A 20,410-nucleotide genomic window follows, 5' to 3' on the forward strand; every position below is an offset into this window, starting at 1 on the left:
AGGATAAGCACGCAAAGTGAAAACGGGTTACTTTCACTTGCTTAATCCATGAGCCAGCACGCTGAACAAAGCGGTGATTATGTTGTCGGAATGCCTGATTTTCCATTAAAATGGATCGGATCGATATAAGCACACAAAGGGGGAAGTGCTTACTTATTATGAAACATAAACCACAAATGATGAAAATGCGTTGGTTAGGAGCGGCAGTCCTGTTGTCTCTGTATACCTCATCGGCCCTGGCCTTTACCATCGACGACGTCGCAAAACAGGCAAAATCGATGGCCGGTAAAGGGTACGAAGCGCCAAAAAGTAACTTACCCTCCGTTTTCCGCGACATGAAATATGCGGACTATCAGCAGATCCAGTTTAATCACGATAAAGCGTACTGGAATAAAATTAAGACCCCGTTCAAGCTTGAGTTTTATCATCAGGGGATGTACTTCGACACGCCGGTCACCATTAATGAAGTGACCTCTAACGCGGTACGCAAAATCAAGTATAGCCCGGACTATTTCAATTTCGGCAACGTACAACACGACAAAGACACCGTGAAAGATCTGGGCTTCGCGGGCTTTAAAGTGCTTTATCCCATCAACAGTAAAGATAAAAACGACGAAATTGTCAGCATGTTGGGGGCAAGCTATTTCCGTGTAATCGGCGGCGGCCAGGTTTACGGCCTCTCTGCGCGTGGTCTGGCGATTGATACCGCCCTGCCTTCCGGGGAAGAGTTCCCGCGCTTTCGCGAGTTCTGGATCGAGCGTCCAAAACCAACGGACAAACGCCTGACCATCTATGCGCTGCTGGATTCCCCGCGCGCAACCGGTGCCTATCGCTTTGTGATTATTCCGGGCCGCGATACCGTGGTCGACGTGCAGTCTAAAGTCTATCTGCGCGACAAGGTTGGCAAACTGGGCGTAGCGCCGCTGACCAGTATGTTCCTGTTCGGGCCAAACCAGCCGTCTTCAGTCAGCAACTTCCGCCCGGAACTGCACGACTCTAACGGTCTGTCGATCCTGGCCGGAAACGGCGAGTGGATCTGGCGTCCGCTGAACAACCCGAAACACCTGGCGGTAAGCAGCTTCAGCATGGAAAACCCGCAGGGGTTTGGTCTGCTGCAGCGCGGTCGTCAGTTCTCCCGCTTTGAAGATCTGGACGATCGTTACGATCTGCGCCCGAGCGCCTGGATCACTCCGAAAGGCGACTGGGGCAAAGGTAAAGTTGAGCTGGTAGAGATCCCGACCAACGACGAAACCAACGACAACATCGTCGCCTACTGGACGCCGGACCAGCTGCCGGAAGCCGGCAAAGAGATGAACTTCAACTACAGCATCACCATGAGCCGCGATGAAGACAAGCTGCATGCGCCAGAAAGCGCGTATGTGCTGCAGACCCGCCGTTCAACGGGTGATGTGAAACAGTCTAATCTGATTCGCCAGCCTGATGGCACCATCGCGTTTGTTGTCGATTTCACCGGCCAGGATATGAAAAAACTGGCACCGGAAACCCCGGTCACCGCTCAGGCGAGCATTGGTGATAACGGCGAAATCGTTGAGAACAGCGTGCGTTATAACCCGGTCACCAAAGGCTGGCGTTTAACCCTGCGCGTGAAGGTAAAAGACGCGAAACAGCCGACTGAGATGCGCGCCGCTCTGGTGAACGCAGACCAGCCGTTGAGTGAAACCTGGAGCTATCAGCTACCTGCCAATGAATAAGATAACTGAGTATATCGATGCCATGCCGCTGACCGATATCGAGAAGGCGGCACTGCCGAAGGGTGACATCAGTGCGGTTCACACCGCGCTGGATGCCGATCATCATCCGTTTACCCGTGAAGATGATACCCCGCTGGGCTCGGTGAAAAGCCGTCTCGAGCAGGCCTGGCCCAATTCACTGGCCGAAGGCCAGCTGATTAGCGATGACGAAGGGCGCGCCCAGCTTGAGGCGATGCCGAAAGCGACGCGCTCGTCGATGTTCCCGGATCCGTGGCGCACCAACCCGGTGGGCCGTTTCTGGGATCGCCTGCGTGGCCGCGACACTAATCCGCGCTACCTCTCTCGCCTGTCTAAAGAGCAGCAGGCCAGCGAGGAAAAATGGCGTACCGTCGGGAGTATTCGCCGCTACATCCTGCTGCTGCTGACCATCGCGCAGACCGTCGTCGCCACCTGGTATATGAAGACCATTCTGCCTTACCAGGGCTGGGCGCTGATCAATCCTGCCGATATGTTCGACCAGGATCTGCTGGTGTCGTTTATGCAGCTGCTGCCGTACATTCTGCAAAGCGGCATCCTGCTGCTGTTCGCCATTCTCTTCTGCTGGGTATCGGCCGGTTTCTGGACCGCGCTGATGGGCTTCCTGCAGCTGTTGATAGGCCGGGATAAGTACAGCATTTCCCACTCGACGGTGGGGGATGAACCCCTTAATCCTGAACACCGTACGGCGCTGATCATGCCTATCTGTAACGAAGACGTTGATCGTGTCTTCGCCGGCCTGCGCGCCACCTGGGAGTCGGTGAAAGCTACCGGTAACGCCGAACATTTCGATGTTTACATCCTGAGTGACAGCTACGACCCGGACATCTGCGTGGCAGAACAGAAGGCGTGGATGGAGCTGATCGCCGAAGTGCAGGGCGAAGGGCAGATCTTCTACCGCCGTCGTCGCCGTCGCGTGAAGCGTAAAAGCGGCAACATCGATGACTTCTGCCGTCGCTGGGGCAATCAGTACAGCTATATGGTGGTGCTGGATGCCGACTCGGTGATGACCGGTGAGTGTCTGACGGGCCTTGTGCGCCTGATGGAAGCTAACCCGAATGCCGGGATCATCCAGTCGTCGCCAAAAGCGTCGGGCATGGACACGCTGTACGCCCGTTGCCAGCAGTTTGCTACCCGCGTGTACGGACCGCTGTTTACCGCCGGTCTGCACTTCTGGCAGCTGGGTGAGTCGCACTACTGGGGTCATAACGCCATTATCCGCGTCCAGCCGTTCATTGAGCACTGTGCGCTGGCGCCGCTGCCGGGCGAGGGCTCGTTTGCGGGCTCGATCCTGTCGCACGACTTCGTGGAAGCCGCGCTGATGCGTCGTGCCGGTTGGGGGGTGTGGATCGCCTACGACCTGCCGGGCTCCTATGAAGAGCTGCCGCCGAACCTGCTGGATGAACTGAAGCGTGACCGCCGCTGGTGTCACGGGAACCTGATGAACTTCCGTCTGTTCCTCGTGAAAGGGATGCACCCGGTACACCGTGCCGTGTTCCTGACCGGCGTGATGTCCTACCTCTCCGCGCCGCTGTGGTTTATGTTCCTGGCCTTGTCGACCGCGTTGCAGGTGGTTCACGCCCTGACCGAGCCGCAGTACTTCCTGCAGCCGCGCCAGCTGTTCCCGGTGTGGCCGCAGTGGCGTCCTGAGCTGGCGATAGCGCTCTTTGCCTCGACGATGGTGCTGCTGTTCCTGCCGAAGCTGCTGAGTATCGTGCTGATCTGGTGCAAGGGCTCGAAGGAGTACGGCGGTTTCTTCCGCGTGACCCTCTCCCTGCTGCTGGAAGTGCTGTTCTCCGTGCTGCTGGCACCGGTGCGTATGCTGTTCCACACCGTCTTCGTGGTCAGCGCGTTCCTCGGCTGGGAAGTGGTCTGGAACTCGCCGCAGCGTGACGACGACTCCACCCCGTGGAGCGAAGCCTTTATGCGTCACGGTTCCCAGATGCTGTTGGGTCTGGTCTGGGCGGTGGGCATGGCGTGGCTGGATCTGCGCTTCCTGTTCTGGCTGGCACCGATTGTCTTCTCGCTGATCCTGTCGCCGTTCGTGTCGGTGATCTCCAGCCGCTCGACGGTGGGTTTGCGCACCAAACGCTGGAAGCTGTTCCTGATCCCGGAAGAGTACTCCCCGCCGCAGGTGCTGGTGGATACCGATCGCTATCTGGAGCTCAACCGCAGTCGTTCGCTGGAAGATGGCTTTATGCACGCGGTGTTTAACCCGTCATTCAACGCCCTGGCTATCGCGATGGCGACAGCCCGTCACCGTGCCAGCCGTGTGCTGGAGATCGCCCGCGATCGTCACGTTGAGCAGGCGCTGAACGAGACGCCGGAGAAGCTGAACCGCGATCGCCGTCTGGTGCTGCTGAGCGACCCTGTGACCATGGCGCGTTTGCATCATCGTGTGTGGTCCGCTCCGGAGAAATACTCTTCATGGGTGAACCATTATCAGACGCTGAAGCTGAATCCGCTGGCGTTGAAAGGGAAGTGATGCGCCGGGTGGCGCTGCGCTTACCCGGCCTACAAAACCTGTAGGCCCGTGCAAGCGCAGCGCCGCCGGGCAAATAAATACCGGCCCTGGAGCCGGTATTTTTATCTTTTGAGGTACGGGATGAGATTTTTGATCGTCATCACAATGGCGTTATTACTGAGCGGCTGCGGCAGCATTATCAGCCGGGCGGTCCCGGGACAGGGGCACGGCAATCAATATTACCCGGGCGTGCAATGGGATGTCCGCGACTCCGCATGGCGCTACCTGACGATACTGGATCTGCCGTTCTCGCTGGTCTTTGATACGTTACTGCTGCCCATCGACGCTCAGCATGGGCCCTATGAATAATTAACGCTCGTCCCACTCATCCGCTGCGGTTTGACCCTCTTCGGTATCCAGCGGCGGCTCGAGCTGAAATTCACCCTCATCCCATTCGTGCAGGGTGTTTTCTTCCAGCCACTCCTGACGCAGCTCAATCTCGTCATAATCGCCATCAAACACCGCCTGAGCCGCTTCGCCGCTCAGTACGGGCAGGCATTCGCCATCTTCACCGTCATCGGCAAAAAATTCGGCCTGCCACATAATGTCCCCATCCTGCATGACATATTTTTGAATATTGAGTTGTTCAATATTCGCGTCATCTTCCTCAATGCCTGGATTATCGGCGAGAAACTCTTCGCGCGCGGCATCAATCGCTTCCTCTAAAGTGGCAAACATAGTCATCGGCGTCTCCCTGTGAATTGACGTGGTATTCAGGGAAAGAATAGCTGATTCTCCATAATTGCAAGTATGAAAGCGGCAAAAGCCGTCACGAGGTTGTCTTATTCGGACAATGAGACCTTATCTGACTCAGAAATAACCGCTGGCCGACGCACCGCCCGCGACAAACTGAACCACGAGTAAACCGCGTTAAACATCACCACGCAGGCGGTGACGATAAACACCGCGCGAAAACCGTAGCTGGCAGCAATACCCGCCCCGAGGAGAGGGCCGGTGACGTTGCCGATATCGCGAAATGACTGGTTGTAGCTGAAGATGCGCCCGGCAATCTGGTTGGTGGAGTTATAGACCAGCAGGGTCTGCACCGCAGGCAGCAGGGCACCATCGGCTGCACCGAGTAAAAAGCGCAGCACGCCCAGCTGCCACGGCGACTGCACAAAGGACATCGGAATGAGCAGCAGGACGGAGATCATCAGGGCGACAATCAGGATCCTTTCCGGACCAATCCGATCCCCCAGTTTCCCCAGACGCGGAGCGCTGATCAGGGCCGCCACGCCGGGCACCGAGGCAATCATGCCGCTGATAAAGGCGATATTGCCGACGTGTCCGGCCAGATCGCGCACGTACAGCGTCAGGATTGGCGCGATAGAGCCGGTAGCCACCTGAATGATCATGGTGGTGACAAACAGGCTGATGACCAGCCGGGGATTCTTCAGCGAAGCGAAGACCTGGCGGGCGTGAAGCATCTCTTTTTTCGGCACCGGGGTGAAATTTTCACGGATGCAGAAAAAGGTCAGCAGGAAGCAGGCAAACAGCACGCCTGCGGTAATGAAGAAGACCGGGCGCAGACCGTAGCTGTCCGCCAGTAAACCGCCCGCCAGCGGGCCGAGCAGGGCGCCGCTTACCGCGCCGGTGGAGAGGGTTCCCAGCGCCCAGCCGCTTTTATGGCGGGGTATCTGCGTGGCGATAAGTGCGTTGGCGTTGGGCACAAAGCCGCCCAGCAGCCCCAGCACCGCGCGCAAAATCAGAAACTGCCAGATATTTTGCGCCATCCCCATCAGCAGCATGATGATGGCCATCCCCAGCGCCGAGCGCAACAGCATGATTTTGCGGCCTTTGCGGTCGGCCAGTCCGCCCCAGAAGGGGGAGGCGATAGCGGAGAAGAGAAAGGTGATGCTGAATACCAGCCCGGACCACATGTTGAGCGCGCTGTGGCCGCTGACGCCGAGCTGCTCGACGTAGAGGGGCAGGAAAGGCATCACCAGGCTAAAGGCGGCACCCGTGAGAAAGCAGCCCAGCCAGGCAACCGTAAGGTTCCGCTTCCAGTTTATTGGCGTTTCTGAGGGAGACATAGCTATCCGCGTTATGATGCGCTGCGGCATCATTATAAAAGAAGGTAATAAGCCTGCTAATTATGCGCCGGGGTGATGATTGCTGCAATGGCGGAGAGCATTATAAGCTCAAGGGAGGCTGCGGCCGGGGAGGCCGCAGGGGGAATTAATAGCGGGAAGGGACGCCTTCCGGGCGGGTTTTAAAGCGGCGATGCAGCCACATATACTGTTCCGGAGCCAGCAGGATGCATTTTTCCACCACCTCATTCATCCACGCCGCCGTGGTTCTGGCATCGTCCAGCGGCGGGGCGCACTCCGGTTCCAGCATCATCAGCTCATAACCTTTGCCGTTGGATTTACGGCGCGGCACGAACGGCACAATGGCCGCATTCGACAGACGGGCCAGGGTCCAGGTGCCGGTGGTGGTGGCCGCCTCGTCTACCGCAAAGAAGGGCACAAAGACGCTGGCGGTTGGGCCGTAGTCATGGTCGGGCGCGTACCAGATCACTTCCCCGGACTTCAGGGCGCGGATCATCCCCTTGAGATCTTTACGATCGATCATGCTCTTGTTGGAGCGCATCCGGCCCCAGGTTTGCAGCCAGTCGATCACCGGGTTGTCGTTCGGACGGTAAACCCCAATGCCAGGTGCCTGCATGCCAAACATCCGCGCGCCGATCTCCAGCGTCAGAAAATGGACGCCAATCAGCAGCACGCCGGTTTTATTTTCCTGCAGATTGTGTACCGGATCCATGCCGGTGCCGGTCACTTCCGACCAGCGCGCCATGCGCTTATCAGACCAGAACCAGGCCATTCCGGTTTCCATCAGGCCCATGCCGACGGATTCAAAATTTTTCACCACCATGTCGTGGCGCTCCTGCTCGCTCATCTCCGGGAAGCAGAGTTCCAGATTGCGGCGGGCAATGCGGGCGCGGCGTGACATAAAGCGCATCGCCAGTCGACCCAGGCCGCAGCCAATGCGGTAGATCAGCGGGTAGGGCAGTTGCACCAGTAACCACAATAAACCGATGCCAGCCCAGGTCAGCCAGTAACGAGGATGTAATAGTGCAATGGAAAATTTAGGTAGTTGAGTCATGTCGTTCCTGTTTTTGATACGTCCTGTTGTCCTAGTGTCGCATTTTTCCATTCATAACCAAAACGCATGCCAATGGATTGGTCATTATTACAGCAGATGTTATTTCCCGGATAATTTAACCTGTGAAATGTAGCGCAAAATGAAGGGATGTAAATTGCCAATGTTTGCTATATCATGCCGACCGATTTTCATTCTCACTACGATTGCAGGAACCGTACACCATGCCAGTGTTACACAACCTCATTTCGAACGAAGAGCTGAAAGCGCGCATGTTGGCTGAAACCGAGCCGCGCACGACGATCTCGTTCTATAAATATTTCACCATCGTTAATCCGCAGGCAACCCGCGACGCGCTGTATAAAGCCTTAACCGCGATGAATGTCTTTGGCCGTATTTATCTGGCCCATGAAGGTATCAATGCCCAAATCAGCGTGCCTGAAAGCAAGGTCGATGAGCTGCGCACCTTCCTGTACGGTTTCGATCCGGCGCTGGACGGCCTGCGCCTGAACATCGCTCTGGACGATGATGGTAAATCCTTCTGGGTGCTGCGTCTGAAAGTGCGCGAGCGCATTGTGGCGGACGGCATTGACGACCCGACCTTTGACGCCAGCGACGTGGGTGATTACCTGAAAGCGGCGGAAGTGAACGCCATGCTGGACGATCCCGATACGGTGTTTATCGATATGCGCAACCACTACGAATATGAAGTGGGCCATTTTGAAAACGCGCTTGAGATCCCGGCGGACACTTTCCGTGAACAACTGCCGAAAGCCGTCGAGATGATGCAGGAGCACAAGGACAAGAAAATTGTCATGTACTGCACCGGCGGGATCCGCTGCGAAAAAGCCAGCGCATTCATGAAGCACAACGGCTTTAACAAAGTCTGGCATATCGAGGGCGGGATCATCGAGTATGCCCGTCGCGCGCGCGAGCAGGGGCTGCCGGTGCGTTTTATCGGCAAGAACTTTGTCTTTGACGAGCGCATGGGCGAGCGTATCTCTGATGATGTGATTGCCCATTGCCACCAGTGCGGCACACCGTGCGACAGCCATACCAACTGCAAAAATGACGGCTGTCATCTGCTGTTTATTCAGTGTCCGGCCTGTGCGGAGAAGTTTAACGGCTGCTGTAGCGAGCTGTGCAGCGAGGAGAGCGTGTTGCCTGAAGAGGAGCAGCGCCGCCGTCGTGCCGGACGCGAGAATGGCAATAAGATCTTCAATAAGTCGCGTGGTCGTCTGAACACCCGCCTCGGCATTCCTGACCCGGAATGATCCTGAAACCTTGCCCGGTCCTGTGACCGGGCGAGGGCATTACTTCTGCTGAACCCCTTCCACCGAAATGATCAGCTCAACGTCCTGCGACGCCGGGCCCAGATCGGTAGTGATATTGAAGTCTTTCAGGTGAATTTTGCCTGATGCTTCAAACCCTGCGCGCTTGCCGCCCCACGGATCGTCACCCTGGCCAATCAGTTTTGCATCCAGCGTTACCGGCTTCGTCACGCCGTTCAGCGTCAGGTTGCCGGTAATATCCAGACCGTCGCCATCCTTTTTCACTTCCGTTGAGGTGAAGGTTGCCTGCGGGTATTTCGCTACGTTGAGGAAATCCGCGCTGCGCAGGTGCTTGTCGCGCTCGGCATGGTTGGTATCGAGGCTATTGGTGTTCAGGGTCACATTGACCTTATCGTTCGCTGGGTTGCTCTCATCGAAGGTGAAGGAGCCATCGAAATCCTTGAAGGTGCCGTACAGCCAGCTGTAACCCAGATGCTGAATACGGAAGTTCACAAAGGCGTGCTGGCCTTGTTTATCAATTTTGTAGTCCGCTGCCACGGCGGTACCGGTGGTGAACAGCAGAGACGCTAAGGTTAATCCCAGCAGGCTTTTCTTCATTTTAAGCTCCAGAGTCAGGTGACGCTTTGCCCAACATACGTGTCAGGGTGGCGTCTTTGTCGATAAAGTGATGTTTCATGGCGGCAAGACCATGCAGTACGGAAAGGCTCACCACGCCCCATGCCAGCCACAAATGCACGGTGCCGGCCAGATCGGCCTGTGCGCCGGCATCGGCCAGCAGGGCGGGCACGTCAAACAGGCCAAAGACGCTGATCGGTTTGCCGTCGGCGGTAGAAATCAAATACCCGCTGATCAGAATGGCGAACAAGATTGCGTACAGCGCGATATGGGCGGCGGCGGCGCTGAGACGCGTGAGGCGCGACTGGCTCTTCAGCGCCGGAGGAACAGGGGAGAAACGGCGCCACAGCAGTCGCACCACCAGCGCCAGCATCAGCATAAACCCGATGCTTTTATGCAGCTCCGGTGCCTGGTGATACCAGCCGTCGTAATAGCTGAGGGTCACCATCCAGAGGCCCAGGCCAAACATGCCATAAACCGCAATAGCCATCAGCCAGTGCAAACTCATGGAAATAACGCCATAGCGTGTGGGGGAATTACGCACCTGCATTGTGAGTACCGTTATTAATTAGCAAGCGCTAAAAATGGCGTGGGGGAAACATTAATGCAAATGATATTTACAGATATTTATTATTAATTTTATTCGTTCAGTTATTTTGAAGTAAAATTGACGTTTATAGTCAATGTTGTTGTTAATGGCTAATGGTTTTGGTTGATTTTGGCGGGCTGTGACGATTTTATTATGTTCAAATAATTTATTGTGAAATTATAGTTTTCTGAAGAAATGTCAATTTTTGTCAGTATTTTTCATCAGAAAAAGACAATGTAGAGAATATCCAGCAGTGCCAGCAGCGACCACAGCAAAATATAGAGCATCAGATGCTCGCGAATATTATTGACCAGATAATTAACGATACGACGCATGAGGATACCGATGAGAGGATGAATGAAAGGCTTCGGAAACCCGAAGCCTGACAGCATTATCGGCTAAAGCGCGACAGGGAGAAAGGCGTGAGATCAAACGGCGCGTCGATCTGCAAAGAGAATTGCGCCGCAATCTCACCCAGCACGCTGGCAAATTTGAAACCGTGTCCGCTCAGACCGGTGATCAGCAGCGTGTTGTCATGGCCTGGCAGGGTATCAATGATGAAATCTTCATCCGGGGTGTTGTCGTAGGTGCAGGCTGCGCCGTGCAGCAGGCCGCCGATGCCGGGAAGGACGTTACGCAGGAATTTAAAGGCTTCTGAACCATCGCCAGGGTAAGCGCCAAACGGCTTGCGCTCTTCCGGCGAGTTGATGACCTGGCCGCCGTTGTGTTTGCCAATCTTCAGGGCATCTTTCTCGGACGGGAAGCCGTAAAACTGATCGCCGTCCGGCAGTTCGCCGGTAAAAGCAGGGAAGTGGTTCTGGTGGCTGTAACGGCCGTCGGCCTGGAACCAGGAGAAGACTTTGCGCACCGGCTGCACCGGCAGACCCGGCACCAGACGCGAAACCCAGGTCCCCGCGCTCACCAGCAGGCGATTTGCGCTGTACGGGCCATCCGGCGTTTCGACGGTGACGCCGTCGTCATGGTGGGTAATGGCGGTCACCGGGCAGTTAAACAGCTGGGCGCAACCGGCCTCTTTCGCCAGCGCAATCCAGGTTTTAATCGCCAGTTCGCTGCGCAGTACGCCCGATTCGGCTTCAAACAGGCCGATGTAATCCTCAGGGACGTTAATCTCAGGCCAGCGCTTCATGATGGCTGCGGCGTCCAGGCGCTCGAGATTGAGGCTGAACTGACGGGCGCTTTGCTCCACGGTGGCCAGAAACTGTGAATCCGACGGCCCGAGGTTGACCACGCCCGTGCGTTCAAAGACCGGCTCACCGCTGATTTCCGCCAGTTCATCCCACAGCGCCTGCGCGCGTAAAACCAGCGGCACATAGCGCTCACCTTCACCGTACGCGTGGCGCATCAGACGGGTATCACCGTGATGGCTGCCTTCGGTGTGGGGCGGCATATGAGCATCGATCATCAGCACATTCTGGCCTGCCCGGGTTGCGTAATAACCTGCCGCTGCACCGACAGATCCGCTGCCAATAATAATAAGGTCGTATTTCATGGGGATCTCTTTACGCGTTTCGTTGGTTAGCAGGGTAATTAAGACAGGGCGGTTATACAAGGGAGAAATAAGTGAGGCACCGTCAGGTGCCTTTGGGGTGAGATTCAGACATTATACTAATGTCGCTTATACTCATTTTCCTGGTAGTCACTGGATTCTATTTTTGCAATACCGGCTTCTAAAATAGAAATAAACTGGCGTGCGACGTCTGTGGTTAACCACAGGGTCTGCCCAACTTCCGCTTCTTCGGTGTCAGGGTGATTTGGGGTCTGGTAATGCAAACGCAGCATCAGTGCGTCGTAGCTATCTACAGTGCTGATATCCCAGCCAACAAGTGGATGTGTCTGGATGACTTCATTATTCTTTTCCATCATAACCCCCTGAATACGTGTTAAAAAGACAACGACTGTGAGGTTCAATGCGTGTTTTTCTGAAGCAATTTCAGTATATCAATAAATAAGGCTTCTGAAGGGAAAAAGAAACAGGGAGCACCACTTTTTTATCGCTTTTAGGATTGTTTGAACATTAAAACATCACCTTGCTGATGATTTTTGATGGACTCAAACAGATTATTTGCGCCTGGCTTGATCAGACGAAAAAAAGCCGGGGCGACCCGGCAAAAAAACACAATGAAGGAGAAAATTTAATCGGTAATAAACCAGTCGTCAGCGCTCTCCCAGGTTTCCTGTAAAATTTCGCTGATGCGCTCTTTATCTTCTTTTGCGCCACCGATTACCGACAGATTGTTTGACCCCGCATAACGCACGGTGACAGCACCATCGCGTTCGGGAAAGGAGTGATTTATACGGCGGGAGAGTTCACCCGCCAGCGCGTCCAGCGCACCGGCAGGTAAAGCAGTTGTTCTGGCAATGGTCACTTCGATACGCATAGTTGCCCCCTGTGTAATATACTGTTTATTTATACAGTTATATCGTTGAACTTACAACAGGGGACAAACAATTTTTAACGTTTCACCGTCCACTGAACGGTTTCGCCCGCGAGGAACGGGATCAGCGTGTCGTCGGTCAGGGCGATCGACTCCACCACACTGCTCTCTTCGCGCACCAGTTCAACGAAGGTTTCGTTCACCGGCAGACCGTAGAAGCGCGGCCCGTTCAGGGAACAGAACGCCTCAAAGTGCTGCAGGGCGTTCATCTCGTCGAACACCTGGGCGTAGCTGGCAAGGGCCGTCGGGGCGTTAAAGCAGCCTGCACAGCCACAGCTGGCCTCTTTGCGATGACGGGCGTGCGGCGCAGAGTCTGTACCGAGGAAAGCGCGCTCAAAGCCGCTGGCGACCAGCTCACGCAGGGCCTGCTGGTGAATGTTGCGTTTGAGGATCGGCAGGCAGTACAGGTGAGGACGCACGCCGCCCACCAGCATGTGGTTGCGGTTGAACATCAGGTGCTGCGGGGTGATGGTGGCAGCCAGAAGCTCATTGCCATCGCGCACGTATTCCGCGGCGTCTTTGGTGGTAATGTGCTCAAACACCACTTTCAGGCCCGGCAGACGCTGGCGCAGCGGCTCCATCACGGTTTCAATAAAACGCGCTTCGCGGTCGAAAATGTCGATCTCGGCATGGGTCACTTCGCCGTGCACCAGCAGCGGCATGCCCAGTTTTTCCATGCGCTCCAGCACCGGCATAATCGCATCAGTGCTGGTGACACCGTGGCTGGAGTTGGTGGTGGCGTTGGCCGGATAGAGCTTGGCGGCGGTAAAGACCCCTTCGTTAAAGCCGCGTTCAATCTCATTAGGATCGAGCGTGTCGGTCAGATAACAGGTCATCAGCGGGGTAAAATCGTGACCGGCAGGCACGGCATCAAGAATGCGCTGGCGATAGGCAATCGCCGCGTCGACCGTGGTGACTGGCGGCACCAGGTTTGGCATGACAATCGCGCGGCCATAAATTTCACTGGTATACGGCACGACGGTTTTCAGCATATCGCCATCGCGAAGATGGATATGCCAGTCGTCTGGGCGGCGGATTTTCAAAACCTGGGATTGTACAGTCATGGATAGGCTCCGGCTGGGTGAGATGATTTTTGCCGGACACAAAGAATAGAGGGAAACGTTTTCGTTTGCACTCTTTTCTGTAAAAAAAGGCGCCGGAGCGCCTCAGAGGTTAATCGACGAAGGGGATAACAATCTCACCCGGCTTCACCTCGATGCCTTTCGCGTATTTTTTCGCCAGCGCTTCACCCTTGCTGTTATCTTCTTTCAGAATGTAAGCGGGCTGGCGATTAAAGTAGTTCTGCAGGGACTGGTTCAGGTACGGCATCAGCGTTTGCAGGACCGGTTTCATCTTGTCCGGCGACACGACGGCGTCGGCGATCTCCATCTGCTGCAGGTAGATCGCGCCCTGTTCTTTATTGAAGACCGGCAGCGCTTTTAACTTCAGCTTGATATTGGCTTTCTGGCTGCCGAACAGCGAGGTCATGTCCAGGCTGGCATCGCCGGAGAGCATCACTTTATTCGGCTCTTCACGCCCAATCTGGCTGGTAAGATTGGTCAGGACGATATGCGCATCGGCCACGCCCGGAACGCCAATATCTTTCGCAAAGTTATTGCGCTTCTGCAGGGCCTGGTTGATCTCCTGCTCACTGACGGTGTACTGGGTAAGCTGATTACAACCAACCAGCAGGCCGCTGACGATCAACGCAGTGGCAATAACAAATTTTTTCATGGTTTTCCTCGACATGATGTCAGCGCTTCAATCCTGACGCGCAAGTATGTCAGGGGACAGCCAGCCAGACCAGCAGAAAAAACTGATAACGGCGAAGAACAGGAATAGTGCCTGAGACTCGGTCAGGCACCGGGCTCCAGCATGCCTGGGGCTGTGCGTCTGTGGCTGAACTGCCAGCCCAGCGCGAAGAAGGTCATCACCCCGATAAGGGCCAGCATCACCCACGGCAGCTCAGGCTGGTTGAAGGCCTTCCCGGCGTCGAATAGCCAGCCGCCGCCGGCATAGCCCAGCGCGCCGCCAATCGCCAGCCCGAGACGGCTAAAGCCCATATAGCTGCCCCGCGCACGGGCGTCCGCCAGCTGCGCGCTCAGGGTTTCGCGGGCGGGCTCAGCAATGATTGAGCCGATGTAGAAGGTGCAGATCAGGATAAACAGCTGCTGCAGCGAGCCCACCATCCCGACAGGCAACATGCTCAGGGACATGATCAGCAGCCCCGCCATCAGGCGGTGCTCAAGGCGGAAGCGTTTTTCGCTCCAGCGGGCGATAGGGTAGAGCAGGGTGAGGGAAAGGCAGGCCTCAATGGCGTACATCCACTTTACCGCCGCCGGAGAACCAGCGATATCGTTGACCATGATCGGCAGCATCAGCATCACCTGCACCGCCAGCATGTAATAGCCCGCCAGCGTCAGGACGTAGGTGATAAAGCGTTTGTCACGCCAGACGCGGTCGAGCCCTTCCCGCACCGGTGCTTTGACGGTAGAGAGTTTCCACGCGGGCAGCAGCCACGCATTGAACGCCGCGCAAAGGATAAACAGCACCGCGCCGGTGGCGCAGACCAGACGGAAATCATACTGCAGCAGCCAGCTTCCCAGCAGCGCACCCACCACCGCACCGGCGCTGTCCTGCATCATCAGCAGCGAGAAAAAGCGCCCGCGATGCTGAGGGCGGATCAGTTTGACAACTAACGCCGTGCGCGGCGGGTCGAACAGGGTGCCGCCAAGCCCTGAGACGATACAGGAGACCCACAGCAGCCAGGGCTCGTGAGCGATCGCCATGGTGGCAAAGCCCGCCGCCCGCAGCAGCATGCCGGTAACAATCATCGGTTTAGCGCCAAAGCGGTCGGCAATCGCCCCACCAAACACCCCCAGCCCCTGCTGTACGAACTGGCGCAGACCCAGCGCAATGCCGACCATTAATGCCGCCCAGCCCATCTGATCGACAAAGCGAATCGAAATAAGCGGAAAAACGACGAAAAAGCCGAGGACAACCAGCATGTTATCGACAAGCAGGAAATATTTACCCAGGCTCCGGGCCTGTGATATACGAGACATTTCCCCTCCAGGGAAAGATACCCGTCATACTTCAAGTTGCCGGTGCGTTGGCCTCCTCGCTCACCCCTGTCACTTACCGGAGTAAGCTCCTGGGGATTCGCTGCGTCGCCGCCTTCCTGCAACTCGAATTATTTAGGGTATCAAGATAATGAGCGCGCTAATATTCTGCGGTGTCGGCCGGTTTTTTCCCACTGCGCAGGCGACGATATTTTTTTATCAAAAGGGTACTTTGATTGAGGGTTTTCATCGAAAAATGTGAAAAGTCTTCAAAATGGTATGTCACTGTTTTCCCGAAAGGCAGCGGCGCAGGTATAGTAAAGCTAACGGGTCAAGGTTGTAACATGAAGGAGTTGTATCCATGTTTGGCTATCGCAGTAATGTGCCGAAAGTGCGCCTGACGACCGACCGGCTGGTGGTTCGCCTCGTGCATGAGCGTGATGCCTGGCGGCTGGCGGACTACTACGCTGAGAATCGTCAGTTTTTAAAACCCTGGGAACCCGTACGGGATGAGAGCCACTGCTATCCCTCCGGCTGGCAGGCCCGGCTGAGCATGATTGCCGAGTTTCACAAGCAGGGCTCGGCGTTCTATTTTGCCCTGCTGGATCCCGATGAAAAAGAGATTATCGGTATCGCCAACTTCTCTAACGTGGTGCGGGGCTCGTTTCACGCCTGCTATCTGGGCTACTCCATCGGACAAAAATGGCAGGGGCAGGGGCTGATGTTCGAGGCGCTGACCTCGGCGATCCGCTATATGCAACGCACCCAACATATGCACCGCATTATGGCCAACTATATGCCGCACAATCAGCGCAGCGGCGATCTGCTGGCGCGCCTCGGATTTGAGAAAGAGGGCTACGCCAAAGACTACCTGCTGATTGACGGCGAATGGCGCGATCATGTCCTGACGGCGCTGACAACCAAAGAGTGGAGCGCGGGGCGCTAAGGAACAGAGATGAAATATCAATTAACCGCCACAGAAGCGCGCGTCATCGGCTGCCTGCTGGAGAAGCAGGTCACCACCCCGGAACAGTATCCGCTCTCGGTGAATGCCGTCACCCTGGCCTGCAACCAGAAGACCAACCGTGAACCGGTGATGAACCTGGCCGAGCATGAGGTGCAGGATCAGCTCGATGCGCTGGTCAAACGCCACTACCTGCGCACCGTCAGCGGTTTTGGCAATCGCGTGACCAAATATGAACAGCGTTTTTGCAACTCCGAGTTTGGTGCCCTGAAGCTGAGCGCCGCCGAAGTGGCGATCGTCGCGGCCCTGCTGCTGCGGGGCGCCCAGACGCCGGGTGAGCTGCGCACCCGCGCCGCGCGCATGCATGAGTTCGCCGATATGCAGGAAGTGGAGCAGACTCTCGAAGGGCTGGCCGCCCGGGAGGATGGCCCGTTTGTCCTGCGTCTGGCGCGCGAGCCCGGCAAGCGTGAAAGCCGCTATATGCATCTCTTCAGCGGTGAGGTTGAAACCGTCGTCGCGGCGGTGGAAGCCGTGGCGCCGGCAACCGACGAAACCTTACTGGCCCGCGTGGAAGCGCTGGAAAATGAAGTTGAAGAACTTAAGCAGCGCCTCGATTCGCTGCTGGCACATCTGGGAGATTAACGGTGACAAAATTACGAGTGGGCGTGGTAGGGCTGGGCGGTATCGCCCAGAAAGCCTGGCTGCCGGTGCTGAGCGCCGCGTCAGACTGGACGTTGCAGGGCGCCTGGTCGCCGTCCCGGGATAAGGCTTTGCGGATCTGCGAGTCGGTACGCATGCCTTACTACGAATCGTTGCAGGAGCTGGCCCGCGCCTGTGATGCGGTCTTTGTCCATACCTCCACCGCCACCCACTATCAGGTGGTCAGCGAGCTGCTGCATGCCGGGGTACATGTCTGTGTCGATAAACCGCTGGCGGACAATCTGGCCGACGCCGAGCGGCTGATCGACCTCGCCGCGCAGAAAAAACTGACCCTGATGGTCGGCTTTAACCGCCGCTTTGCGCCTCTCTACCAGCAGCTCAAAACCCAGCTGAACGGTGCGGCATCGCTGCGGATGGACAAGCATCGCGCCGACAGCATCGGGCCCAACGATCTGCGTTTTACCCTTCTCGATGACTATCTGCACGTGGTGGACACCGCCCTGTGGCTGGCGGGGGATAACGCGCAACTGACCGGCGGTACCCTGCTAACCAATGAGCAGGGGGAGATGGTCTATGCCGAGCACCATTTCAGTACGGGCACGCTGCAGGTAACCACCTCCATGCACCGCCGGGCAGGGAGCCAGCGGGAGTGGATCCAGGCGGTAACGGACGGGGCGCTGCTGGACGTGACCGACATGCGCGAATGGCGCGAAGAGCGGGGAGCGGGCGTTGTCACGCCGGCGATACCGGGCTGGCAAAGCACCCTGGAGCAGCGCGGTTTTGCCGGCTGCGCGCGTCACTTTATCGAATGCGTGCAAAATCAGACGGTTCCTGAAACCTCGGGCGAACAGGCGATCCGCGCCCAGCGCATCGTGGAGAAGCTCTGGCGCGATGCCATGAGCGAATAACCCGCTGTAACATCTGCCCATAGCAATTCGCGTTTTTACGAGTAGACTAGGCGCGTTTATTGTCTTGCAGGCCGGGTAAGCGCAGCGCCTCCCGGCGAGAATCACGCCTGCTTTGCAGGCGTTTTGCCGTCTGGTAGTGGAAATTCACGTTAATGAACCTATTAAAATCGCTGGCCGCCGTCAGCTCGATGACCATGTTTTCGCGCGTGCTGGGCTTTGCGCGCGACGCCATTGTGGCGCGGGTGTTTGGCGCAGGAATGGCGACTGACGCCTTTTTTGTTGCTTTTAAACTGCCTAACCTGCTGCGCCGTATCTTTGCTGAAGGGGCGTTTTCTCAGGCTTTCGTTCCCATTCTGGCGGAGTACAAAAGCAAGCAAGGGGAAGATGCGACTAAGGTGTTTGTCTCCTACGTCTCAGGACTGTTGACCCTCGCCCTGGCGATCGTTACGGTGATCGGGATGCTGGCGGCGCCCTGGGTGATCATGGTCACCGCCCCCGGCTTTGCCGATACCGCCGACAAGTTCGCCCTGACCTCGCAGCTGCTGCGCATCACCTTTCCTTATATTCTGCTGATCTCGCTGGCGTCGCTGGTTGGGGCCATTCTCAACACCTGGAACCGCTTCTCGGCCCCGGCGTTTGCGCCGACGTTTCTGAACGTCAGCATGATCGGCTTTGCGCTCTTTGCCGCGCCGCACTTCCATCCGCCGGTCCTGGCGCTGGCGTGGGCGGTGACGGTGGGTGGGGTTCTGCAGCTGGCGTATCAGCTGCCGCACCTGAAGAAAATCGGCATGCTGGTGCTGCCGCGCATTAACCTGCGCGATGCCGGGGCGATGCGGGTGGTTAAGCAGATGGGACCGGCGATCCTCGGCGTGTCGGTAAGCCAGATCTCGCTGATCATCAACACCATCTTTGCCTCGTTCCTCGTCTCCGGGTCGGTTTCCTGGATGTACTACGCCGACCGCCTGATGGAGTTTCCGTCCGGGGTGCTGGGTGTGGCGCTGGGGACCATTTTGCTGCCTTCGCTCTCCCGCAGTTTCGCCAGCGGCAACCATGATGAGTACTGCCGCCTGATGGACTGGGGGTTACGCCTCTGCTTCCTGCTGGCGCTGCCAAGCGCGGTGGCGCTGGGGATCCTCGCCAAACCGCTCACCGTCTCCCTGTTCCAGTACGGAAAATTTACCGCTTTTGATGCAGCGATGACCCAGCGGGCGCTGGTCGCCTATTCGGTGGGCTTGATGGGACTGATCGTGGTGAAAGTGCTGGCCCCGGGCTTCTACTCACGTCAGGACATCAAAACGCCGGTGAAAATCGCCATCGTGACGCTGATCATGACCCAGGTGATGAACCTGGCGTTTATCGGCCCGCTGAAGCATGCCGGTCTGTCGTTGTCCATCGGTCTCGCAGCCTGTCTCAATGCCGGGCTGCTCTACTGGCAGCTGCGCAAGCAGCAGATCTTCACCCCGCAGCCGGGCTGGGCGAGCTTCCTGTTGCGTCTGGTGATTGCCGTGCTGGTGATGGCGGCGGCGCTGGTGGGGATGCTGTACGTTATGCCGGACTGGGCGCTGGGCACCATGCCGTACCGTCTGCTGCGCCTGATGGCGGTGGTCGTGGTGGGTGTGGTGGCGTACTTCGCCACCCTCGCGGTGCTAGGCTTTAAGGTTAAAGAGTTCGCCCGCCGCACGGCGTAAAAAAAGGGGAGCGCCTGTCGGTGCTCCCCTTTTTTTGGCTATCGCCTGATTAAATCGAAAATTTCTTCCCGCCGGTGCGTGAGCTGGCTGTCTGGCCATCGGCGCCATACAGTCCTGTCTCCTGATGCGGCTTAAGCACCTCAAGCGCCTGCTGGTTGCGAAGGATTTGACCCTCAAGTAACCATCCGTTGTGCTGATTCAGATCGCGCAGATGCTGCGTTTTTTCAGTAATAGTTTGCCAGCGATCGACGACATCATCATTTGCACTGTGGCGCGCGGATTGCTCGCCGCGTCGCTGCTGTTCAAGGTAGTCCAGCGTGGCCAGCAAAGAGCTTTTGTCTTCTGTAATGCGCTGCAGCGCGCTGCCGTGAACATTCCCGGCAGAGAGCTGCTGTTGTTCGGCGTCCATCACCGTTTTCAGGTCGTTCAGCACGACCGTCATTTGATCCATTATTTCCGTCAGACGACTCATACGGTGATTACTCTAAGAAACTTTGCGCATCCTGGATCAGCGCATCAGCGATTTTACTGGTATCCATTTTTAGCTCGCCATTACGGATGGCGGTTTTCAGCGCTTCAACGCGTTCCATGTTGATATCGTTGCTACCAGGCTGCATCAGTTTCGCCTGGGCATCGCTCAGCGTGACGCTGGTGCTGTTGGCGGTCGCCGATTTCTGCGGGCGAGTCTTTGCAGTGGCAGTGTCATTCAGCTCGCGCGGTTGTACAGGGCTAACCGGCTTCAGGGGCGATGTACGATCAATGCTCATTATGTTGTCCTCATCGAGGGTTCGCGGCGTTGGCG

22 protein-coding genes are annotated in these 20,410 nt (G+C 56.7%); 8 read left to right on the forward strand and 14 right to left on the reverse strand.

Annotated elements, in window-relative coordinates; all coding sequences use genetic code 11:
* The first annotated feature begins 176 nt into the window (after positions 1–176).
* From mdoG to ACOYA6_RS04275, 3 genes are all read left to right on the forward strand, one after another.
* Entirely contained in the window at positions 177–1,712 is a 1,536-nt protein-coding gene (mdoG, locus tag ACOYA6_RS04265) for a glucans biosynthesis protein MdoG (protein WP_138368617.1), read from the forward strand.
* The gene (gene mdoH / locus ACOYA6_RS04270; protein WP_422654107.1) at positions 1,705–4,233 is read left to right on the forward strand and encodes a glucans biosynthesis glucosyltransferase MdoH; all 2,529 of its coding nucleotides are present in this window, start codon (positions 1,705–1,707) and stop codon (positions 4,231–4,233) included. The genes mdoG and mdoH overlap by 8 nt, the downstream gene beginning before the upstream one ends.
* A 120-nt stretch (positions 4,234–4,353) precedes the next feature.
* Positions 4,354–4,581, forward strand: a complete 228-nt coding sequence (locus tag ACOYA6_RS04275) for a YceK/YidQ family lipoprotein (RefSeq protein WP_422654108.1) — start codon at positions 4,354–4,356, stop codon at positions 4,579–4,581.
* Here ACOYA6_RS04275 and ACOYA6_RS04280 read toward each other — a convergent pair whose 3' ends face one another.
* From ACOYA6_RS04280 to ACOYA6_RS04290, 3 genes are all read right to left on the reverse strand, one after another.
* Positions 4,582–4,956, reverse strand: a complete 375-nt coding sequence (locus ACOYA6_RS04280; RefSeq protein ID WP_039032335.1) for a MysB family protein — start codon at positions 4,954–4,956, stop codon at positions 4,582–4,584. It lies immediately after the preceding gene.
* A gap of 98 nt (positions 4,957–5,054) precedes the next feature.
* Positions 5,055–6,305 (reverse strand): multidrug efflux MFS transporter MdtG, encoded by a 1,251-nt coding sequence (mdtG, locus tag ACOYA6_RS04285; RefSeq protein ID WP_422654109.1) that lies wholly within the window; start codon positions 6,303–6,305, stop codon positions 5,055–5,057.
* 145 nt (positions 6,306–6,450) lie between these two features.
* Complete coding sequence (locus ACOYA6_RS04290; protein ID WP_138368619.1) at positions 6,451–7,377, reverse strand: Kdo(2)-lipid IV(A) acyltransferase; 927 nt, start codon at positions 7,375–7,377, stop codon at positions 6,451–6,453.
* 221 nt (positions 7,378–7,598) lie between these two features.
* On the opposite strand from ACOYA6_RS04290, the gene trhO reads away from it, so the two are divergent.
* Entirely contained in the window at positions 7,599–8,648 is a 1,050-nt protein-coding gene (trhO, locus tag ACOYA6_RS04295) for an oxygen-dependent tRNA uridine(34) hydroxylase TrhO (RefSeq protein ID WP_039032337.1), read from the forward strand.
* 39 nt (positions 8,649–8,687) lie between these two features.
* Here the strand turns inward: trhO and ACOYA6_RS04300 are convergent, their stop codons facing one another.
* The 9 genes from ACOYA6_RS04300 to mdtH form a co-directional block, all read right to left on the reverse strand.
* Positions 8,688–9,263, reverse strand: coding sequence for a YceI family protein (locus tag ACOYA6_RS04300; RefSeq protein WP_039032338.1), 576 nt, complete (start codon positions 9,261–9,263; stop codon positions 8,688–8,690).
* Position 9,264: 1 nt separating this feature from the next.
* Positions 9,265–9,831 (reverse strand): cytochrome b, encoded by a 567-nt coding sequence (locus tag ACOYA6_RS04305; protein ID WP_138368621.1) that lies wholly within the window; start codon positions 9,829–9,831, stop codon positions 9,265–9,267.
* A 260-nt stretch (positions 9,832–10,091) separates the two neighbouring features.
* Complete coding sequence (locus tag ACOYA6_RS04310; RefSeq protein WP_072036751.1) at positions 10,092–10,205, reverse strand: DUF2770 family protein; 114 nt, start codon at positions 10,203–10,205, stop codon at positions 10,092–10,094.
* Positions 10,206–10,261: 56 nt separating this feature from the next.
* On the reverse strand, positions 10,262–11,380 hold the full coding sequence (solA, locus tag ACOYA6_RS04315; protein ID WP_422654110.1) for an N-methyl-L-tryptophan oxidase: 1,119 nt from the start codon (positions 11,378–11,380) through the stop codon (positions 10,262–10,264).
* Positions 11,381–11,496: 116 nt separating this feature from the next.
* Entirely contained in the window at positions 11,497–11,751 is a 255-nt protein-coding gene (gene bssS, locus ACOYA6_RS04320; RefSeq protein WP_039032340.1) for a biofilm formation regulator BssS, read from the reverse strand.
* A 272-nt stretch (positions 11,752–12,023) separates the two neighbouring features.
* Positions 12,024–12,269, reverse strand: a complete 246-nt coding sequence (dinI, locus tag ACOYA6_RS04325) for a DNA damage-inducible protein I (RefSeq protein ID WP_138368624.1) — start codon at positions 12,267–12,269, stop codon at positions 12,024–12,026.
* 74 nt (positions 12,270–12,343) lie between these two features.
* Entirely contained in the window at positions 12,344–13,390 is a 1,047-nt protein-coding gene (pyrC, locus tag ACOYA6_RS04330; protein ID WP_138368625.1) for a dihydroorotase, read from the reverse strand.
* 109 nt (positions 13,391–13,499) lie between these two features.
* Positions 13,500–14,060, reverse strand: coding sequence for a lipoprotein (locus tag ACOYA6_RS04335; protein ID WP_039028902.1), 561 nt, complete (start codon positions 14,058–14,060; stop codon positions 13,500–13,502).
* Positions 14,061–14,182: 122 nt separating this feature from the next.
* A complete protein-coding gene (mdtH, locus tag ACOYA6_RS04340; protein WP_422654111.1) occupies positions 14,183–15,391 on the reverse strand; it encodes a multidrug efflux MFS transporter MdtH in 1,209 nt (402 codons plus the stop codon).
* Positions 15,392–15,749: 358 nt separating this feature from the next.
* Here mdtH and rimJ point away from each other — a divergent pair, with 358 nt between their 5' ends.
* The 4 genes from rimJ to murJ all read left to right on the forward strand — a co-directional run bounded on the left by rimJ (position 15,750) and on the right by murJ (position 19,608).
* On the forward strand, positions 15,750–16,334 hold the full coding sequence (gene rimJ, locus ACOYA6_RS04345) for a ribosomal protein S5-alanine N-acetyltransferase (protein ID WP_039028904.1): 585 nt from the start codon (positions 15,750–15,752) through the stop codon (positions 16,332–16,334).
* A gap of 9 nt (positions 16,335–16,343) precedes the next feature.
* Positions 16,344–16,994 carry a YceH family protein gene (locus ACOYA6_RS04350; protein WP_422654112.1) on the forward strand — a complete coding sequence of 217 codons (651 nt, stop codon included), beginning with the start codon at positions 16,344–16,346 and terminating at the stop codon, positions 16,992–16,994.
* A 2-nt stretch (positions 16,995–16,996) separates the two neighbouring features.
* Positions 16,997–17,920 (forward strand): Gfo/Idh/MocA family protein, encoded by a 924-nt coding sequence (locus ACOYA6_RS04355; protein ID WP_422654113.1) that lies wholly within the window; start codon positions 16,997–16,999, stop codon positions 17,918–17,920.
* Between the two features lie 152 nt (positions 17,921–18,072).
* Positions 18,073–19,608, forward strand: coding sequence for a murein biosynthesis integral membrane protein MurJ (gene murJ / locus ACOYA6_RS04360; protein WP_422654114.1), 1,536 nt, complete (start codon positions 18,073–18,075; stop codon positions 19,606–19,608).
* Between the two features lie 49 nt (positions 19,609–19,657).
* On the opposite strand, the gene flgN is transcribed toward murJ, so the two are convergent.
* Together flgN and flgM are read right to left on the reverse strand one after the other, a co-directional pair.
* Entirely contained in the window at positions 19,658–20,080 is a 423-nt protein-coding gene (gene flgN / locus ACOYA6_RS04365) for a flagella biosynthesis chaperone FlgN (RefSeq protein WP_039028908.1), read from the reverse strand.
* Positions 20,081–20,087: 7 nt separating this feature from the next.
* On the reverse strand, positions 20,088–20,375 hold the full coding sequence (flgM, locus tag ACOYA6_RS04370; protein ID WP_039028909.1) for a flagellar biosynthesis anti-sigma factor FlgM: 288 nt from the start codon (positions 20,373–20,375) through the stop codon (positions 20,088–20,090).
* Between the last annotated feature and the right edge of the window lie 35 nt (positions 20,376–20,410).

It is taken from the genome of Leclercia barmai (assembly GCF_049312895.1).
Lineage (GTDB): Bacteria > Pseudomonadota > Gammaproteobacteria > Enterobacterales > Enterobacteriaceae > Enterobacter > Enterobacter barmai.

Bases quoted from the DNA above. Each gene is read 5' to 3' on its own strand.
- ACOYA6_RS04310 (WP_072036751.1), bottom strand. From the start codon at position 10,205: ATGCGTCGTATCGTTAATTATCTGGTCAATAATATTCGCGAGCATCTG.
- ACOYA6_RS04300 (WP_039032338.1), bottom strand. From the start codon at position 9,263: ATGAAGAAAAGCCTGCTGGGATTAACCTTAGCGTCTCTGCTGTTCACC.
- ACOYA6_RS04275 (WP_422654108.1), top strand. From the start codon at position 4,354: ATGAGATTTTTGATCGTCATCACAATGGCGTTATTACTGAGCGGCTGC.
- solA (WP_422654110.1), bottom strand. From the start codon at position 11,380: ATGAAATACGACCTTATTATTATTGGCAGCGGATCTGTCGGTGCAGCG.
- ACOYA6_RS04305 (WP_138368621.1), bottom strand. From the start codon at position 9,831: ATGCAGGTGCGTAATTCCCCCACACGCTATGGCGTTATTTCCATGAGT.
- ACOYA6_RS04350 (WP_422654112.1), top strand. From the start codon at position 16,344: ATGAAATATCAATTAACCGCCACAGAAGCGCGCGTCATCGGCTGCCTG.
- murJ (WP_422654114.1), top strand. From the start codon at position 18,073: ATGAACCTATTAAAATCGCTGGCCGCCGTCAGCTCGATGACCATGTTT.
- trhO (WP_039032337.1), top strand. From the start codon at position 7,599: ATGCCAGTGTTACACAACCTCATTTCGAACGAAGAGCTGAAAGCGCGC.
- rimJ (WP_039028904.1), top strand. From the start codon at position 15,750: ATGTTTGGCTATCGCAGTAATGTGCCGAAAGTGCGCCTGACGACCGAC.
- mdtH (WP_422654111.1), bottom strand. From the start codon at position 15,391: ATGTCTCGTATATCACAGGCCCGGAGCCTGGGTAAATATTTCCTGCTT.
- flgN (WP_039028908.1), bottom strand. From the start codon at position 20,080: ATGAGTCGTCTGACGGAAATAATGGATCAAATGACGGTCGTGCTGAAC.
- dinI (WP_138368624.1), bottom strand. From the start codon at position 12,269: ATGCGTATCGAAGTGACCATTGCCAGAACAACTGCTTTACCTGCCGGT.
- mdtG (WP_422654109.1), bottom strand. From the start codon at position 6,305: ATGTCTCCCTCAGAAACGCCAATAAACTGGAAGCGGAACCTTACGGTT.
- ACOYA6_RS04290 (WP_138368619.1), bottom strand. From the start codon at position 7,377: ATGACTCAACTACCTAAATTTTCCATTGCACTATTACATCCTCGTTAC.
- pyrC (WP_138368625.1), bottom strand. From the start codon at position 13,390: ATGACTGTACAATCCCAGGTTTTGAAAATCCGCCGCCCAGACGACTGG.
- ACOYA6_RS04280 (WP_039032335.1), bottom strand. From the start codon at position 4,956: ATGACTATGTTTGCCACTTTAGAGGAAGCGATTGATGCCGCGCGCGAA.
- mdoH (WP_422654107.1), top strand. From the start codon at position 1,705: ATGAATAAGATAACTGAGTATATCGATGCCATGCCGCTGACCGATATC.
- flgM (WP_039028909.1), bottom strand. From the start codon at position 20,375: ATGAGCATTGATCGTACATCGCCCCTGAAGCCGGTTAGCCCTGTACAA.
- mdoG (WP_138368617.1), top strand. From the start codon at position 177: ATGATGAAAATGCGTTGGTTAGGAGCGGCAGTCCTGTTGTCTCTGTAT.
- ACOYA6_RS04335 (WP_039028902.1), bottom strand. From the start codon at position 14,060: ATGAAAAAATTTGTTATTGCCACTGCGTTGATCGTCAGCGGCCTGCTG.
- bssS (WP_039032340.1), bottom strand. From the start codon at position 11,751: ATGGAAAAGAATAATGAAGTCATCCAGACACATCCACTTGTTGGCTGG.